Source organism: Leucobacter chromiiresistens (genome assembly GCF_001477055.1).
Lineage (GTDB): Bacteria > Actinomycetota > Actinomycetes > Actinomycetales > Microbacteriaceae > Leucobacter > Leucobacter chromiiresistens_A.
The window spans coordinates 121,377-138,814 of the sequence record NZ_LDRK01000018.1; the positions used below are offsets into that span (position 1 = coordinate 121,377).

At 68.9% G+C, this 17,438-nt stretch carries 17 protein-coding genes; 3 read left to right on the top strand and 14 right to left on the bottom strand.

Translation table 11 applies throughout. The features are described from left to right. The first annotated feature begins 81 nt into the window (after positions 1-81). Entirely contained in the window at positions 82-963 is an 882-nt protein-coding gene (locus NS354_RS04235; RefSeq protein WP_058593345.1) for an acyl-CoA thioesterase, read from the top strand. 24 nt (positions 964-987) lie between these two features. Here NS354_RS04235 and NS354_RS04240 read toward each other — a convergent pair whose 3' ends face one another. The 3 genes from NS354_RS04240 to NS354_RS04250 all read right to left on the bottom strand — a co-directional run bounded on the left by NS354_RS04240 (position 988) and on the right by NS354_RS04250 (position 3,796). Next, entirely contained in the window at positions 988-1,455 is a 468-nt protein-coding gene (locus NS354_RS04240; RefSeq protein WP_058593346.1) for an acyl-CoA thioesterase, read from the bottom strand. Between the two features lie 80 nt (positions 1,456-1,535). Next, entirely contained in the window at positions 1,536-3,218 is a 1,683-nt protein-coding gene (gene ettA, locus NS354_RS04245) for an energy-dependent translational throttle protein EttA (RefSeq protein ID WP_058593347.1), read from the bottom strand. An 89-nt stretch (positions 3,219-3,307) separates the two neighbouring features. Continuing rightward, positions 3,308-3,796, bottom strand: a complete 489-nt coding sequence (locus tag NS354_RS04250) for a DUF6993 domain-containing protein (protein WP_058593348.1) — start codon at positions 3,794-3,796, stop codon at positions 3,308-3,310. A 218-nt stretch (positions 3,797-4,014) separates the two neighbouring features. On the opposite strand from NS354_RS04250, the gene ssb reads away from it, so the two are divergent. Beyond that, on the top strand, positions 4,015-4,569 hold the full coding sequence (gene ssb / locus NS354_RS04255) for a single-stranded DNA-binding protein (RefSeq protein WP_058593349.1): 555 nt from the start codon (positions 4,015-4,017) through the stop codon (positions 4,567-4,569). On the opposite strand, the gene msrA is transcribed toward ssb, so the two are convergent. The 4 genes from msrA to NS354_RS04275 all read right to left on the bottom strand — a co-directional run bounded on the left by msrA (position 4,566) and on the right by NS354_RS04275 (position 10,654). Next, positions 4,566-5,090 (bottom strand): peptide-methionine (S)-S-oxide reductase MsrA, encoded by a 525-nt coding sequence (msrA, locus tag NS354_RS04260; RefSeq protein WP_058593350.1) that lies wholly within the window; start codon positions 5,088-5,090, stop codon positions 4,566-4,568. The genes ssb and msrA overlap by 4 nt on opposite strands. After that, positions 5,087-5,926, bottom strand: a complete 840-nt coding sequence (gene nadE / locus NS354_RS04265) for an ammonia-dependent NAD(+) synthetase (protein WP_058593351.1) — start codon at positions 5,924-5,926, stop codon at positions 5,087-5,089. Before nadE ends, msrA begins: the two co-directional genes overlap by 4 nt. 34 nt (positions 5,927-5,960) lie before the next feature. Beyond that, a complete protein-coding gene (dnaE, locus tag NS354_RS04270) occupies positions 5,961-9,467 on the bottom strand; it encodes a DNA polymerase III subunit alpha (protein ID WP_058593396.1) in 3,507 nt (1,168 codons plus the stop codon). 107 nt (positions 9,468-9,574) lie between these two features. Next, complete coding sequence (locus tag NS354_RS04275) at positions 9,575-10,654, bottom strand: acyltransferase (protein WP_058593352.1); 1,080 nt, start codon at positions 10,652-10,654, stop codon at positions 9,575-9,577. 168 nt (positions 10,655-10,822) lie between these two features. On the opposite strand from NS354_RS04275, the gene NS354_RS04280 reads away from it, so the two are divergent. Continuing rightward, entirely contained in the window at positions 10,823-12,349 is a 1,527-nt protein-coding gene (locus NS354_RS04280; protein WP_058593397.1) for a glycosyltransferase family 2 protein, read from the top strand. Positions 12,350-12,368: 19 nt separating this feature from the next. Here NS354_RS04280 and NS354_RS04285 read toward each other — a convergent pair whose 3' ends face one another. The 7 genes from NS354_RS04285 to ftsZ form a co-directional block, all read right to left on the bottom strand. Beyond that, a complete protein-coding gene (locus NS354_RS04285) occupies positions 12,369-13,286 on the bottom strand; it encodes an RluA family pseudouridine synthase (protein WP_058593353.1) in 918 nt (305 codons plus the stop codon). Continuing rightward, positions 13,273-13,884: a signal peptidase II gene (gene lspA, locus NS354_RS04290; protein WP_241490330.1), complete on the bottom strand. Its 612-nt coding sequence runs from the start codon at positions 13,882-13,884 to the stop codon at positions 13,273-13,275. Before lspA ends, NS354_RS04285 begins: the two co-directional genes overlap by 14 nt. Before the next feature lie 8 nt (positions 13,885-13,892). Next, a complete protein-coding gene (locus tag NS354_RS04295; RefSeq protein WP_058593355.1) occupies positions 13,893-14,585 on the bottom strand; it encodes a DivIVA domain-containing protein in 693 nt (230 codons plus the stop codon). A 90-nt stretch (positions 14,586-14,675) separates the two neighbouring features. Next, on the bottom strand, positions 14,676-14,969 hold the full coding sequence (locus NS354_RS04300; protein ID WP_010157353.1) for a YggT family protein: 294 nt from the start codon (positions 14,967-14,969) through the stop codon (positions 14,676-14,678). Positions 14,970-14,971: 2 nt separating this feature from the next. Next, the gene (locus tag NS354_RS04305; RefSeq protein WP_058593356.1) at positions 14,972-15,469 is read right to left on the bottom strand and encodes a cell division protein SepF; all 498 of its coding nucleotides are present in this window, start codon (positions 15,467-15,469) and stop codon (positions 14,972-14,974) included. A 30-nt stretch (positions 15,470-15,499) separates the two neighbouring features. Further along, a complete protein-coding gene (locus NS354_RS04310; RefSeq protein WP_058593357.1) occupies positions 15,500-16,195 on the bottom strand; it encodes a YggS family pyridoxal phosphate-dependent enzyme in 696 nt (231 codons plus the stop codon). A 5-nt stretch (positions 16,196-16,200) separates the two neighbouring features. Continuing rightward, positions 16,201-17,427, bottom strand: coding sequence for a cell division protein FtsZ (ftsZ, locus tag NS354_RS04315; RefSeq protein ID WP_058593358.1), 1,227 nt, complete (start codon positions 17,425-17,427; stop codon positions 16,201-16,203). Between the last annotated feature and the right edge of the window lie 11 nt (positions 17,428-17,438).

The window sequence follows — 17,438 nt, forward strand, 5'->3', positions numbered from 1 at the left end:
CGGAGCGCAGCGACGCAGCAGACGCGCACCGGCGCATAGACTGAGGGCACCGATTCACATCGCGCCGACAACGGAGGATCCATGACCGCGTCGCAAGGTCTCCTGGACATGCTCACCGTCATCGACTCGGGAGCGCGCACGCGCGAGGACATCCTCATCGGCCCGCCGCTGCCCACGCCGCACGGCCGCTCCTTCGGCGGGCAGGTGCTCGGGCAGGCGATCGCGGCAGCCGGGAGCACCGCGCCGCGCGACCGCGAGATCCACTCGATGCACGGCTACTTCCTGCGCCCCGGCGATGCCGATGCCAGCATGACCTTCGAGGTGGATCGCCTGCACGACGGCCGATCCTTCTCCACCCGCCGAGTGCAGGCCTACCAGCACGGCGAAGCGCGGATGTCGATGATCGCGTCGTTCCAGACCGACGACCCCGGGCTCGAGCATCAGGAGCGGCTCGACCTCTCCGGGATCCCCGACCCCGAGTCGCTGCCGACGGTGTGGGACAAGTACGGGCATCTCTCGGGCAATGGTCGTGCGTCGTGGGTGCTCGACCGCCCCTTCGACTTCCGCTACGTCGAATCCGACATCATTCTGCAGGTGGCCGAGCGCACCTCCCGGCAGCGCGTCTGGATGCGGAGCCGGGAGGCGTTCGACGCCTCTCCGCTGCTCAACGCCGCGGCGCTCGCCTTCGGCAGCGACTACCTGCTGCTCGAGCCCGTGGCGCGTCGGCACGGCCTCCCCTGGGCGACGCCGGGAATGCGGGCGGCCAGCCTCGATCACGCGATGTGGTTCCATCGACCGTTCCGCGTGGACGAGTGGCTGCTCTACGAGCTCGACTCCCCGACTTCCCAGGGCGGGCGGGGCCTCGCCCGCGGCCGCTTCTACGACCGCGACGGCGTCCACGTCGCGACGGTCGCTCAGGAGAGCATGATGCGGCTCCCCGCGATCCCGCAGCAGGACGCGTAGCGGGCGCACGGCTCGCAGCCGCGCTCAGGTGCGGCGCAGCTCCAGCGGCGCATCCGTCCACTCGCCGACCGAGGCGCGGCCCGCATCCGAGAGGCGGATCGGCCGCAGCGTCTCCCCGTCGACGATCACGATGTGCGAGATGGCGCGGGCCACCACCGAGCGGTCGGCGGCGGCGCCGTCCACGACCTCGTAGTGCACCTCCAGGCTCGATCCTCCGAGCCGCCCGATCCAGAGCTCCACGGTGATCGGGTGCTCGGAGTACTCGAGCACCCGGAGGTACTCGATCTGCTGACCCGCGACGAGCATCTTCGGCCCGTGCGGATCATCGCTGCGGAAGTGCCGCTCCATGCCGGTGCGCTCCCGGCCGGAGCCGAGCCAGAACGTTCGCACCCGGGCCTCCTCGAGGAAGCGCGCGAAGGCGACGTTGTTCACGTGGCCGTACGCGTCCTGGTCGGCCCAGCGCAGCTCCATGTCGATGCGGGCGCGTGCCATTCCGCCTCCTCTCGTGTGCGCCGCCGATCGGGCGGCGGCGAGGAGGGCGCCGGGCCGGCGGCGCCCTCCTCGCTCGTCGACTAGTCGCGCGTGAGCTTCCGGTAGGTGACGCGGGAGGGCTTCGCCGCCTCCACGCCCAGGCGCTCGATCTTGTTCGCCTCGTAGGCCTCGAAGTTGCCCTCGTACCAGTACCAGTTCGCGGGTTCCTCCTCGGTTCCCTCGTAGGCGAGGATGTGCGTGGCGATCCGGTCCAGGAACCACCGGTCGTGCGTGATGACCACCGCGCAACCGGGGAACTCGAGCAGAGCGTTCTCGAGGCTGGTGAGCGTCTCGACGTCGAGGTCGTTGGTCGGCTCGTCGAGCAGCAGCAGGTTGCCGCCCTGCTTCAGCGTCAGCGCGAGGTTCAGACGGTTGCGCTCACCGCCCGAGAGCACCCCGGCGGGCTTCTGCTGATCCGGCCCCTTGAACCCGAACGTGGAGACGTACGCGCGCGACGGGATCTCGACGTTGCCGACCTTCATGTAGTCGAGACCCTCGGAGACGACCTCCCAGACGGTCTTCTTCGGATCGATGCCGCCGCGCGTCTGGTCGACGTAGCTCAGCTTGACCGTCTCGCCGATCTTCAGCTCGCCGCCGTCGAGGGGCTCGATGCCGACGATCGTCTTGAACAGCGTCGTCTTACCCACGCCGTTCGGTCCGATGATGCCGACGATGCCGTTGCGCGGCAGCGAGAAGGAGAGTCCGTCGATCAGCGTGCGGCCGTCGAAGCCCTTGTTGAGGTTCTTCGCCTCGAGCACCACGTTGCCGAGGCGCGGGCCGGCGGGGATCTGGATCTCCTCGAAGTCGAGCTTCCGCGTGCGCTCGGCCTCCGTCGCCATCTCCTCGTACCGGGCGAGACGCGCCTTCGACTTCGCCTGGCGTCCCTTCGCGTTGGTGCGCACCCACTCCAGCTCCTCCTTGAGGCGCTTCTGGAGCTTCTGGTCCTTCTTGCCCTGCACCTCGAGGCGCGCGGCCTTCTGCTCGAGGTACGTCGAGTAGTTGCCCTCGTAGGGGTAGAGCCGACCGCGATCGACCTCGCAGATCCACGTCGCGACGTGGTCGAGGAAGTAACGGTCGTGCGTCACGGCCATGACGGCGCCGGGGTACTTCGCGAGGTGCTGCTCGAGCCAGAGCACGCTCTCGGCGTCGAGGTGGTTCGTGGGCTCGTCGAGGAGCAGCAGGTCGGGCTTCTCGAGCAGCAGCTTGCAGAGCGCGACGCGGCGCTTCTCGCCGCCGGAGAGGTGCGAGACGATCGCGTCGGCCGGCGGGCAGCGGAGGGCATCCATCGCCTGTTCGAGCTGGCTGTCGAGGTCCCAGCCGTCGACGGCGTCGATGGCCTCCTGCAGCTCCCCCATCTCCGGGAGCAGCTTGTCGTAGTCGGCGTCGGGATCGGCCATCTCGAGCGAGATCTCGTTGAACCGGTCGAGCTTGCCCTTGATCTCGGCGACGCCCTGCTGCACGTTCTCGAGCACCGTGGCATTCTCGTCGAGCTCGGGCTCCTGCATCAGGATGCCCACGGAGTACCCCGGGGTGAGGTGAGCCTCGCCGTTCGACGGCGTGTCGAGCCCCGCCATGATCTTCAGGATCGTCGACTTTCCGGCGCCGTTCGGGCCGACGACGCCGATCTTCGCGCCGGGCAAGAACGCCATGGTGACGTCGTCGAGAATCACCTTGTCGCCGTGCGCCTTGCGCGCGCGGACCATCTGGTAAATGTACTCAGCCATATACACACTCGGGCGCACAGGCGCCCCGAACTCCCTTATTGGAATGGTGGGTTGCGGATCGCCACCACTCTACCGCGCCGGCGCGGACCTCAGCCGATCGGCGCCGTCTCGCCGATGAGGCAGATGTCGCCCGCCGGTCCGACGGCCGGCTCGTTCCGCGCCACGAAACTGCGGTCCTCTGCCACGACCTGCCCGATGAGGCAGTCGGATCCGATGCGCACGGACACGAAGATGTTGTCGGCCGGCAGGTTGGTCTTGCTCTGGTCGAAGCTGACCTGCATCGCCGCACGATCGAATCCGGCGTCGGCCACCGCCTGCACGATCGGGGCGCCCTGCACGGGCTCCGTCCCCGCGCTGAAGACGCGCAGCACCTCGGTGAAGTACGGCAGATTCTCCTCGGCGGTGCCGCCGGGAACGAACTCCGGCGCGGTCTCGGGCGCGGGGGCCTCGGTGCGCTCCGGGGTCTCCGGCTGCGGGCCCTCGAGCAGGGCGCAGCCGCTCAGCAGTGCAGTGCTGAGACCGAGGGCGAGGCACGCGAGCGCGGCGGGACGACGGCGGGAGATCGAGGCAACAGGCACGGCCCCAGTGTACGCACTCCGACTTCGGACGCCCGATACTCGCTCACAGTTTCACTTCCGGCGGTGACCCGCGCATCGCTCCACAGATCGCTGCTTCCGCCACGGCGCGACAGGCTCGCCGGGGCAGGCTGAAGGCGAACGGGCGGATCGGACTCCGCACGGCACGGTCCGCCCGATCACCCCATCCCCGCCCTCAGGGCTCAGCGAAGGAGCGCACCATGTCCACCACTGTCACCGTCATCGGCACGATCGCCACCGATCCGCGCACCATCAGCGCACCAGGGAAGGCGACATTCTGCACGCTCCGCCTCGCCAGCACCGACCGCAGGTTCGACCGCGAGCAGAACCAGTGGGTCGATGGCGAGACCAACTGGTTCACGGTCAACGCCTTCCGCAGCCTGGCGTCGCACGCCGGCGCGTCCTTCCAGAAAGGGCAGCGGGTCGTCGTGCACGGCCGCCTCCGCGTGCGCAGGTGGGAGACCGACGAGAAGTCGGGCACCAGCGTCGAGATCGAAGCCGACGCGATCGGGCACGACCTGCGCTGGGGCGTCACCGCCTTCAGCAAGCGAACGCCCGCCGAGCCCGAAACGGGCGACAACCCCGATCCGGAGACCAGCGACCGCCGCGAGGAGCTCGCAGCAGCCGTTTCCAGCGCGACGCCGCACGGCTGGCCGGGTGAGGCATCCGAGCCGGGGGCCCAGCAGAGCCCCGACACCGAATCAGATGCCGGGGCTCCCGCCTCAGGCGCGAACGCGCTGCGGTCGGCTGCTTAACGCAGATACTGCGAGAACGACGCGCGCACCTTGTTCACCTTCGGCACGGCCACCGCGAGGCAGTAGCCCTGCGTCGGGTTCTTGGCGAAGAAATCCTGGTGGTAGTCCTCCGCCGGGAACACCTCGCCCAGCGGTTCGATCGTCGTGACGACCTCCCCCGGCCAGAGCTCGCCCGCCCGTGCGCGGGCGGCCTCGAACGCCTCGCGCTGAGCGTCGTCCGCCGGGAACATCGCCGAACGGTACTGGGTGCCCACGTCGTTGCCCTGACGGTTCAGCTGCGTGGGGTCGTGCATGGTGAAGAACGCGTCCAAGATCACATCCGACGGAATGATCTCGGGATCGAAGGTCACGGCGACCGCCTCTGCGTGACCCGTGCGGCCGGTGCAGACCTGCTCGTAGCTCGGCCGCGCGGTGTCGCCCCCCGTATAGCACGAGAGCACCTCCGTGACCCCGTTCAGCGCGCGGTAAGCCGCGTCCAGGCACCAGAAGCAGCCCCCTGCGAGTACGTACGTAGTAGTCATGACTCCCCTTCTGCCGGCACCCACCACTCGTCGCCCGGAGCAACGGGAGGACGGCGCTTGTGCTCCGTCGCGCGGTACCGGCGCTCGAGGTTCTCAACGGATTCGTCCCCGATCGTGTTCCCGGTGAGGTAGGCGTCGATCTCGCGGTACGTCACGCCGAGACTCGACTCGTCCGACTGCCCCGGTTCATCGTCGAGCAGGTCCGCAGTGGGAACCTTCTGCCACAACCGCTCCGGCGCCCCCAGTTCCTGCAGCATCGCGGCGCCCTGACTCTTGGTGAGCCCGCCGAGCGGCACCACGTCGGCTGCGCCGTCGCCGAACTTCGTGAAGAAGCCCGTCACCGCCTCCGCCGCGTGATCGGTGCCGATCACCAGCAGGCCGCGGTCGCCCGCGATCGCGTACTGCGCGATCATGCGCATGCGCGCCTTGACGTTGCCCCGATTGAAGTCCGTGATCGGGAGACCCGCCGAGGCGACCGCGTCCGCCATCGCCGTCGTCGCAGGTTCGATGTCCACCGTCACGGTCTCGTCGGGCTGGATGAACGACAGTGCGAGCCGGGCGTCGTCCTCGTCGTGCTGCACCCCGTGCGGCAGGCGCACGGCGACGAACGTCGCCTCCCGCCCCTCCGCACGGAGCCGCTCGACGGCGAGCTGGGCGAGCCGGCCGGCGAGCGACGAATCCTGTCCGCCCGAGATCCCGAGCACGAACCCCCGGGAGCCGGGAACGGCGCGCGCATACTCCACCAGGAAGGCGACGCGGCGCTCGACCTCGCGGTCGGGAACGATATCGGCGCTGACATCAAGGGCTCGGATGATCTGCTGCTGCGTCTCACTCATAGGCCCACCCTACTCCGCCCGCGTTGCGACGGGGTTACACGAGATCCTCGACGGGGAGGAGGCATCGGGGGCCGAGCAGCCCCTTCAGCTCGCCGAACAGATCAGCCGAGATGCGCACCTGCTGCGGGAGTTCGAACACGCGGATCGCCGTGGACGTCATGAGGTTGATCCTCACCTCGCTGTCGCCGCGGTGGCGGGAGAGCGTGTCCTTGAGCTCTTCCATCAGCTTCTCCGTGGCTCGGGCATCGGCGAAGGTGATCGTGAGCGTCGACGCGTCCTCCTGAGCGGAGACGTCGATGGGCTTCACCCCGTACGCGTGCATCGACATGCCGTCGTCGCGCGCGTTCAGCTTGCCGCGCAGGGCGACCACGCTGTCGGGCTGCAGCAGGCTGCCGAACTCCTGATACGACTTGCCCATGAAGAGCGCCTGCACCTCGCCCGTGAAGTCCTCGATCGTGACCATTCCGTAGAGGTTGCCCGATTTTGCGGTGCGATGCTGCACGCTCGTCAGCAGACCGGCGACCGTGACGATCTCGCCGTCGAAGCTCGACGTCGCGTCCGGGTTGGTGATCTGCTGCACCGTCGCGCTGGCCTCCTTGGCGAGCGCGGCGTCCAGCCCGCGCAGCGGATGGTCGGAGACGTAGAGGCCGAGCATCTCCCGCTCGAATGAGAGCTTGTCCTTCTTCGTCCATTCAGGGCGGTCCGGCACCTGCGACACCGCTTCCGCGGGTCCGCCCTGCGCTTCGGCCGCCTCGGCGAAGAGGCTGTCGAAGTCGAACCCGACATTGCCGTTCTCGGCGTCGCGCTTCTCCTTCACCGCGCTCTCGATGGCCGACTCGTGGATCTCGACGAGCGCTCGGCGCGTGCCGCCCAGTCCGTCGAAGGCGCCCGCCTTGATGAGCGATTCGGTGGTGCGCTTGTTCAACGCGGAGAGCGACACCTTCTTCAGGTAGTCGTGGAACGACTCGAAGCGCCCCTTGGCCTCGCGCGCCTCGCGCACCGCGTCGACGACGTGCGTGCCGACGTTGCGGATCGCGCCGAGCCCGAACCGGATGTCGCTCCCCACCGCGGAGAAGTTCGCGAACGACTCGTTGACGGCGGGCGGAAGCACCTTGATGCCCATGCGCCGGCACTCGTTGAGGTAGATCGCGAGCTTGTCCTTCGAATCCCCGACGCTCGTGAGCAGCGCGGCCATGTACTCGGCCGGGTAGTGCGCCTTCAAGTACGCGGTCCAGTAGCTCACTACGCCGTAGGCCGCAGAGTGCGCCTTGTTGAACGCGTAGTCCGAGAAGGGCAGCAGGATGTCCCAGAGCGCCTTGATCGCGGCATCGGAGAAGCCGCGATCCCGCATGCCGCCGGAGAAGCCCGCGTACTGCTTGTCGAGCTCCGACTTCTTCTTCTTGCCCATCGCACGTCGCAGAATGTCCGCCTGGCCCAGGGAGAACCCGGCCACGCGCTGCGCGATCGACATCACCTGCTCCTGGTAGATGATGAGGCCGTAGGTGGTCGACAGGATGTCCTGCAGCGGTTCCTCGAGTTCGGGGTGGATGGGGGTGATCGGCTGGAGCCCGTTCTTGCGCAGGGCGTAGTTCGTGTGCGAATCTGCGCCCATGGGTCCCGGACGGTACAGCGCGAGCACTGCCGAGATGTCTTCGAAGTTGTCGGGCTTCATCAGCCGGAGCAGGCCGCGCATGGGGCCGCCGTCGAGCTGGAAGACGCCGAGGGTGTCGCCGCGGGCGAGCAGCTCGTACGAGGCGGCGTCGTCGAGTTCCAACCGCTCGAGATCGAGCTCCTCGCCGCGGTTCAGCCGCACGTTCTCGAGCGCATCGGAGATGATCGTGAGGTTGCGCAGCCCGAGGAAGTCCATCTTGATGAGGCCGAGACCCTCGCAGGTCGGATAGTCGAACTGCGTGACGATCTGGCCGTCCTGCTCGCGCTTCTGCAGCGGGATGATGTCGATGAGCGGATCGCTCGACATGATGACCCCGGCGGCGTGCACGCCCCATTGCCGCTTCAGGCCTTCGAGACCGAGCGCCGTGTCGTACACCGTCTTCGCCTCGGGGTCGGTCTGCAGCACGGCGCGGAACTCCGCGGCCTCCTTGTAGCGCGGGTGCTTCTCGTCGGTGATGCCGGAGAGCGGGATGTCCTTCGCCATCACTGCGGGCGGCATCGCCTTGGTGAGCTTCTCCCCCATTCCGAACGGGAATCCCAGCACGCGGGAGGCATCCTTCAGCGCCTGCTTCGATTTGATGGTTCCGTAGGTGACGATCTGCGCGACGCGCTCGTCGCCGTACTTCTCGGTCACGTACTTGATGACCTCGCCGCGGCGGCGATCATCGAAGTCGACGTCGAAGTCGGGCATCGAGACGCGGTCCGGGTTCAGGAAGCGCTCGAAGATGAGGCCGTGCTGGAGCGGGTCGAGGTCGGTGATGCGCATCGCGTACGCCACCATGGATCCCGCTCCCGAGCCTCGCCCGGGGCCGACGCGGATGCCGTTGTTCTTCGACCAGTTGATGAAGTCGGCGACGACGAGGAAGTACCCGGGAAATCCCATCTGCGTGATGACGCCGATCTCGTACTCGGCCTGCTTGCGAACCGCGTCGGGAATGCCGGAGGGGTAGCGGTAGTGCAGCCCCGCCTCGACCTCCTTCACGAACCAGCTGTCCTCGGTCTCGCCCTGGGGCACCGGGAACCTCGGCATGTAGTTCGCGGACGTGTTGAATTCGACGTCGCACCGCTCGGCGATGAGCAGCGTGTTGTCGCACGCCTCCGGGAAGTCGCGGAAGATGTGGCGCATCTCCGCGGCTGTCTTCAGGTAGTACCCGGACCCGCTGAACTGGAACCGGTTCGGGTCGTCGAGGCGGGAGCCCGATTGCACGCAGAGCAGCGCGGAGTGGGCTTCGGCATCCGACTCGTGCACGTAGTGCAAGTCGTTCGTCGCGACGAGCGGGATCGACAGATCGCGCGCGATCTTGATCAGGTCGGTCTGCACGCGCCGTTCGATCTCGAGCCCGTGGTCCATCAGCTCGCAGAAGAAGTTCTCCTTGCCGAAGATGTCCTGGAACTCCGCGGCCGCCTGACGCGCCTCCTGGTACTGCCCGAGCCGGAGACGGGTCTGAATCTCGCCGGAGGGGCACCCGGTGGTCGCGATGATCCCGGCTCCGTAGGTCTGCAGCAGCTCGCGGTCCATGCGCGGCTTGAAGTAGTAGCCCTCGAGCGAGGAGTAGCTGGAGAGCCGGAACAGATTGTGCATGCCCTGCGTCGTCTCGGAGAGCATCGTCATGTGCGTGTATGCGCCGGCGCCCGATACGTCGTCGCCCCCGCCGTCGCCCCAGCGCACGCGCGTCTTGTCCGATCGATGGGTGCCCGGCGTGAGATAGGCCTCGATCCCGATGATGGGGTTGAGCCCGTGGTCCTTCGCCTGCTTCCAGAAGTCGAACGCGCCGAAGGTGTTGCCGTGGTCCGTGACCGCGATCGCCGGCATCTGCTGCGCGGCGGCCGCCTCCATGAGCGGCCCCACGCGCGCGGCGCCGTCGAGCATCGAGTACTCGCTGTGGACGTGCAGATGAACGAATCCGTCGGAATCAGACACGGTTGAATCCCCTTTCGCCGCCCATCAAGCGTACTCCGCCCGCGGCGCCGCCGGCATCAGGCGAGCACCCCGCGCACGCGCGGCACGAGTCGCAGCAGCGCCGACGCGATGAGGCTGAGCGCGCAGGCGAGCAGAGTGACGAGTACGACGCCGACCGTCGGCGACGCGATCTCCGTGGAGATTCCGTACTGCCGCAGCGCCCAGAGGAAGAACGGGTGCACGAGGTAGACCCCGAACGACGCGCCCGCGACGAAGCCGATCGCACGACCCCAGCGCGGAGAGAGGCGGTGCGCATCGCCCCACGCCTTCGCGGCGCAGAACACGACGACCGAGACCACCGCGACGTTCAAGGTCGTGAAGTCGAAGAAGCGCTCGTCGGTCGCCCCCGCGTCGCGCGAGACTGCGCTCGTCCCCGCATAGGTGACGCCGATGCCGACGAGCGCGGCGACCGACCAGCCCACGAGCGCGCCGCGGCTCGGCGTCGCGGTGTGCAGCAGATGGCCGAGCAGGAAGTACCCGGCGTAGCCGAGCACCAGGTCGAAGCGCATGGACCCGAGCACATCCCCGAGCAGCTCGCCGAACACGGGGATCCCCGTGAGGAGGGGCAGCACTCCGGCGAACGGCACCGCGAGCGCGACGAAGTACCAGGCGATACGCCGATCCTCCGCGATCCTGCGCAGGATCGGCGTGCCGATGTTCAGCCCGATCAGCGCGAGGAGGAACCACAGGTGGAAGTGCCCGGTGACGGCGGCGGCCGCGAAGTCCCCGAGATCGCCGCTGCCTCCCGGCCCGTACACGTCGAGCGCCGCGTACGCGGAGGACCACACCGCGTACGCGACGAGGAGCCGGGGAATGCGGCGCCGGTACAGGACCCGGAGCGATACGGGCTTCGCCGGATCGAGGAACAGTGCACCCGAGATCATGAAGAAGATCGGGACCGAGAACCGCAGCGCGCTGTTGATCCAGGTCAGCTCGTCCCAGCGCGCGGATTCGACGGGAATCTCGTGCCACTCGGTGATCGCGGCATGGATCATGACGACCGCGAGGATCGCGATGCAGCGCAGCACGTCGAAGTACTCGACTCTCCCGGACGGCGCGCGGCTCGCACGCTCGCGGCGATCCGGTTCCGTCCTCATACCCGTTCACACTATCGAACCTCTCTGGGCGCGCCTCTGAGGGCGCCCAGTCGCCGAGCGGAGCCGGCCAGTCTCCTCGGGGGCCGCGCGGGGTAGGGTGAGCGGGAGATGCGCCTCGGCGGCCGGCAGGCTCCCGCCCCCGTGCGCTACCGACTTCGAGGAGAGAACGTGACCGAGACCGCGCCCGTAGTGAGCGTCGTGATTCCCGTATACAACTCGATGCCGTACCTCACCGGCACCGTCGAGTCGCTCCTGGCGCAGGAGCTCGCCGCCCTCGAGATCATCGCGATCGACGACGGATCGACCGACGGCTCGGGGGCCGAGCTCGACCGCTTCGCCGAGCTCGACGACCGGGTGACCGTCGTGCATCAGGCGAACAGCGGCTGGCCGGGGATGCCGCGCAATCGCGGGCTCGAACGCGCGCGCGGCACGTACGTCCTGTTCATGGACGCGGACGACACGATGGCGCCCGAGGCGCTCCGCCTGATGGTGGCGCAGGCCGATGAGCACGATGCCGACGTCGTGATCCCCCGCTTCGAGGGTACGGGCGGGCGGCAGGTGCAGGCGCTCTTCGAACGACATCCCGAGGGGCCGATCGAGCTCGCCCGCGCGATGGAGACGCTCTCTCCGCAGAAGCTCTTCCGTCGCGCGATGCTCGAGCGCATCGGTCTTCGTTTCCCGGAGGGGCGCGTGCGCCTCGAGGACGGCATCTTCGTCACGCGCGCGTACATCGAGGCCCGACGCATCATGTTCTGCGGAGCCGGGCCGCTCTACTTCATCGCGCTGCGCGACGACGGCGGGAACATCTCGGGCCAGCGCATCGACCCCGAGAATTATGTGGCGTCGTGCCGACGCATCGCCGAGACGCTGCTGGAGGGGACGCCCGATCGTGAGGCGGCAGTCGCGCTCGTACGGCAGTTCTTCGGCCGCAAAGGGCTCCGCTTCTACGCGCCGAAGCGCTGGCTGCGCATGGATGACGCGCAGCGCGCCCGCTGGGTCGCGCTGCACCGCGATTTCCTGCACGACCTCCTCCCGCCCGAGGCCGACGCGCGCATCGCGCACCCCACGGATCGGCGCAAGGTCGAGCTGATCCGGGCGGGCGATCTCGCCGGGCTCGACGCCCTCATCCGCGCGGCGGAGCTGCTGGAGCACACCGGAGTGGTCACGGGAACACGCGCGGTTCCCGGTGGCATCGAGTTGACGGTCGCCGTGCACGCCGCGCACGAGAACGCTCCGTCTCGGCGGGCGGGCGCCTGGCTGCGGGTGCGCCTCGCCGACCGCGTCTACCGTCTGCTCCGTCCCGTCATCACGAGGCGCACCGTGCGCGGGGCCAGCCGGGTGGCGGCCGATCTCCTCCTCCGCGATCGTCCGCGGGCGACGCTGCTCCTCTCCGGCCGCAAGCGGGGGCGGGCGGCGGCCGTTCCCGGCCGCCTCGCTCCCCCGGCTCCCGCCACCGGTGACGCTCCGCGCGACGCGGCGGCGCCCAGATACCGGTTCGTACTGCCGCACGACCTGCTGCGACGCTATCGCGGGGAGCGGGTCGACGCCTGGACCGTGCTGTACGCCGATCGAGCGACGAGCGGCGATCGCGCGCGTCTCACGGCCCAGCCGGGCCTCGACCGTCGCGTCGACGGCGTGCGCGTCTACGCGACGAACCGCGGCAACTGCAGTCTGCAGGTGCGCTCGACTCAGTGACTCCCTCCGCCGAGAAGGGTCAGCCGCCGAGCACGTCGAGTGCGAACCGCAGGTCCGCCGGGTAATCGCTCGAGAAGTGCACCGCCTCGCCGCTTCCCGGATGCCTGAACCCGAGGCGCTTGGCGTGCAACCACTGTCGGGTGAGCTGCAGACGCTCGGACAGCGTCGGGTCGGCGCCGTACATCCCGTCGCCGACGCACGGATGGCGCTGCGCGGACATGTGCACGCGGATCTGGTGCGTGCGCCCGGTCTCCAGACGGATCTCGAGGAGCGAGGCGTAGGGGAAGGCCTCGAGCGTCTCGTAGTGGGTGACCGACGGCTTGCCGTCTCGGGTCACGGCGAACTTCCACTCGTGCCCCGGGTGACGACCGATCGGGCCCTCGATGGTGCCGGCGAACGGATCCGGATGACCCTGCACGACGGCGTGGTAGATCTTCTCGACCTCGCGCTCCTTGAAGGCGCGCTTCAACTCGCTGTAGGCGCGCTCGCTCTTCGCGACGACCATCAATCCGCTCGTGCCCGCGTCCAGCCGGTGCACGATCCCCTGCCGCTCCGCCGGTCCCGACGTCGCGATGCGGTACCCGGCCCCGGCGAGGGCTCCGAGTACCGTCGGCCCCTGCCATCCGAGAGACGGGTGGGCCGCGACGCCCGCGGGCTTGTCGATCACCACGATGTCGTCGTCGTCGTGCACGATGCCGAGATCGGGCAGCACCACGGGAACGACCTCCGGGCCGCGCTTCTCCTCCCAGCTGACCTCGAGCCATCCGCCCGCGGTCAGGCGGTCGGACTTCCCGAGCTCGCGACCGTCCAGCTGCACGCCTCCGTCGGCCGCGATCTCGGCGGCGAAGCTCCGGGAGAAGCCGAGCATCTTCGCGAGAGCGGCGTCCACGCGATCGCCGACGAGCCCGTCGGGAACGGGAAGGCTACGCCGTTCCATGGGGTCCCTCCGCAGAAGTGCTCTCGGCGGCCTCCGGCTCAGTGGAGCGCTCCCGGGGTCGACCGTCGATCCGCACTCCGAGGAGCGAGATCACGACGAACAGCAGCATGCCGGAGACGATCGCGATGTCCGCGATGTTGTAGATCGCCTCCGGGAATCCGAGCCACATCCACGGTGTGGAGATGAAGTCGATGACGTGCCCCTGGGGAAACCCGGGCTCCCGGGTCAGGCGATCGGTGAGGTTGCCGAGCACACCGCCGAGCAGCAGCCCGAGGAAGAGCCCCCACGGCACCGACCGCAACCGTCGGATCTGCCAGAGGATGACGATGACGACGATCGCCGCGAGGATCGTGAAGATCCACGTCGATCCCGTGGCGAACGAGAACGCCGCCCCGGGGTTCCTCACGAAGTGCCAGCGCAGGATCTCTCCCCAGACGGGGACGGTCTGCCCTTCGACGAGATGGTCGACCACCCAGTTCTTGACGAGCTGATCGGCCGCGAACACCGCTGCCGCCACTCCCAGGAGGAGCAGCGGCACCAGCGCTCGACGCTGTGGCCCGGCCGGCGGCTTCACCAGCGGCTCAGAAGCGTCGCTCACGCTCCGGGTTACTGCAGACCGTCGGGCGCACCGGCCGGCTCGGGCGAGCCGTCGAGGCCGCGGAGCTGCGACTGGATGTACGACCGCAGCGTCGAGCGGTACTCGCTCTCGAACTGGCGCAGATCCTTGATCTTGTACTGGAGGTCGCTGCGCTCCTCGCCGAGCTGGCGGAGCTCCTCCGAGCGCTGCTTCTGCGCCTCGTCGACGAGCTGCTTGGCAGTGCGCTCGGCGTCCTGGATCATCTGATCGCGCTTCGCCTCGGCCTCCGAGATCAGCTTGTCGCGCGTCGCCTCGCCCTCGTGGACGTGCTTGTCGTGGAGCTCGAGCGCGAGCTGCAACATGGCGCTGGACTTCACCGCGTCGGGCTGGGGCACGGCGCCGCCCGTCTCGGCGACGGTCTGGCTCTGGGCGGGTGCGGCGGGCTGCGGCGTCGGCGCCGGAGCCTCGACCACGATGGTCTGCTCGGAGGCGGCTCCCTCGGAGTCCGCGCTCTCCGACACCGGCGAGCCCGCCTCGGCTGCAGCGAGCTTCTGCTTCAGCTCGTCGATCTGAGCGCGCAGCTCCGCCTTCTCCTGCTCGTGCTGACGGAGCTCCTCGACGATCGTGTCCAGGAAATCGTCGACTTGATCGAGATCGTATCCGTCGCGGAACTTCGTGATCGTGAACTTCTGGTTCACGACATCTTCGGGAGTCAAGGCCATCGTTACGTCTCTTTCGCTTCGGGACCACTGACGTGGTCTAGAACAACGCTAGCAAATAAAGTCGGGTTCGCGCAGATGCGCAGGTCGCGGTTACCAGGCGGAGAGGATCGCGATCAGGATGAGGCACGAGATCATCGTGAGCAACCACCCGAGATCGAGCGCGACGCGGCCGAGCCGGATGGGCGGGAAGATCTTGCGGAACATGCGAATCGGGGGGTCGGTCACGGTGTAGACGAGCTCGACGAGCACCGCCCATACGCCTCGCGGCCGGAACTGGCGGTTCAGCACCGTGACCCAGTCGAGCACGAACCGCGCCCAGAGCACGAAGGTGAAGATTCTGAGTGCCAGACGGAGGATGAACGCGATCGCGGCGACGATCTCCACGCTCAGGCCGACGGGGCTACGAAGAACGAGCCGCTGTCGTTCTTCTGCGAAAGATCGCTCCCGGTCTCGATGTGCTCGGGCGAGAGCAGGAAGACCTTGCTCGTCACGCGCTCGATGCGTCCGCTGAGCCCCATGGTGAGACCGCTCGCGAAGTCGATCAGGCGCTTCGCATCGCCATCCGTCATCCGGGAGACGTTCACGATGACGGGAATGCCGTCCCGGAAGCTCTCGGCGATGGTCTGCGCGTCGGCGTAGGCGGTGGGGTGCACCGTCAGGATCTCGTTCATCGGCTGCGAAGACGGCTGTCGCGTCGGCGTGACGCGGCGCAGCGGCGTGACCGCGGCCCGCTGGGCCGGCGGACGCGCGGCTTCCGGCTTCGGCGCCGGGGCGGTCTGCGCAGCGCGCGGGGCTGCCGGCTGGGCCGACTCGGCATTCTGGGCGTCGAGGTCTTCCTCGGCGAGGCCCAGGAACACCATGGTCTTCTTCAGCGGGTTGCTCATGTTTTCTCCCAACGGTGCGGTGGTTCGAGACTACCGGGGCTCCGGGCGTTTCCCGGTGATTGCGCTCCCGATCCTCAGGTGTGTCGCGCCGGCCGCGATGGCCTCGCGATAGTCGTGCGTCATGCCCGCGGAGATCGCGTCGGCCTCGGGCGCGAGAGCCCGCACGCGCTCGGAGTAGCTCGCGAGTCGCTCGAACGCCGCGGAGGCGGGCTCGTCCAGTGGTGCCACGGCCATCACGCCGCGGAGCCGGAGCGCGGGAGCCTCGAGCACCCGCTCGGCGAGGCGCTCGAGCTCCTCCGGAGCCGCGCCTCCTCGTGCCGGATCCTCGGTGAGGTTCACCTGGAGGAACGCGTCGATCACGCGGTCGCCGTCGACGAGCGCGTCGACGAGACGCTCCCGGTCGATCGAGTGGATCGCGTGCGCGTAGCGCGCGGCCTGGCGCGCCTTCTTCGTCTGCAGCTGACCGACGAAGTGCCAGCGCAGGTCGAGATCGGAGAGGGCCTCGGCCTTCTCCTGCGCCTCCTGGTGGCGATTCTCCCCCATGTCGCGCACGCCGAGCGCCGCGAGCGCGGCGACCAGCTCGGCCGGGTGGAACTTGGTGACGACGATCAGGTCGACGTCCTCCGGGCTGCGGCCCGCATCCCGGCAGGCATCTGCGATCCCTGCGCGCACGCCGCGCAGACGCTCCTCGAGCCCGGGGAACGCCTCGCCGCTGGATTCGCTCATGCGGACTACCTCAGGAACTCGGGGATGTCGAGGTCGTCGTCGTCGTCACCGTCGAATGCGGGGTCTGAGATCTGGGCCTCGACCGGAGGATTGGAGAGCACCTCGCCGAACTGCCCGGTGGGCGGATTCTGGGATCCCGACTCGCTCGCGGCCGACAGGCCCGAGTACGCCGCGCCGGCGCCGACCGAGGCGGCTCCGGCGGCGGCCGCGGGAGCCGCGACCTCGTCGAGGCTCTCCACGTGGCTGCCGCGCCGACCGCGCTCCGGTCCCGGCGCGGGAGCGGGCGTCTCGTCGTCGAACCCTGCGGCGATGACGGTCACGCGCACCTCGTCGCCGAGGGTGTCGTCGATGACGGTGCCGAAGATGATGTTGGCCTCCGGGTGCACCACATCCTGCACGAGCGTCGAAGCCTCGTAGATCTCGCTCAGCGCCAGGTTCGACGACCCCTGGATCGAGAGCAGCACGCCGTGCGCGCCCTCGACCGACGCCTCGAGCAGCGGAGAGGCGACGGCCAGCTCGGCGGCCTTGATGGCGCGGTCCGCGCCGCGCGCGGATCCGATGCCCATGAGCGCCGCGCCCGCACCCTGCATGACCGATTTCACATCGGCGAAGTCGAGGTTGATGAGACCCGGCGTGGTGATGAGGTCGGTGATGCCGGAGACGCCCGCGAGCAGCACCTGATCGGCCGCGGCGAACGCCTCGATCATGCTGATGCCCGGCTCGCTGATGTCGAGGAGCCGGTCGTTGGGCACGACGATGAGGGTGTCGACGGCCTCGCGGAGCGTGTGCACCCCGGCGTCGGCCTGCGCTGCGCGCCGCTTGCCCTCGAAGCTGAAGGGGCGCGTCACGACGCCGATGGTGAGGGCGCCGATGGACTTGGCGATGCGCGCCACGACCGGAGCGGCGCCGGTGCCGGTGCCGCCGCCCTCACCCGCGGTCACGAACACCATGTCGGCGCCGGCGAGGGCCTCCTCGATCTCCTCAGCGTGGTCCTCGGCGGCGCGACGCCCCACCTCGGGGTCGGCGCCGGCGCCCAGCCCGCGGGTGAGCTCGCGGCCGACGTCGAGCTTGACGTCCGCATCGCTCAGCAGCAGCGCCTGAGCGTCGGTGTTGACCGCGATGAACTCGACGCCGCGCAGCCCGAGCTCGATCATCCGGTTGACCGCGTTCACGCCGCCGCCGCCGACGCCGACGACCTTGATCACCGCAAGGTAGTTCTGGTTCGCTGACACGTGCTTCCTCC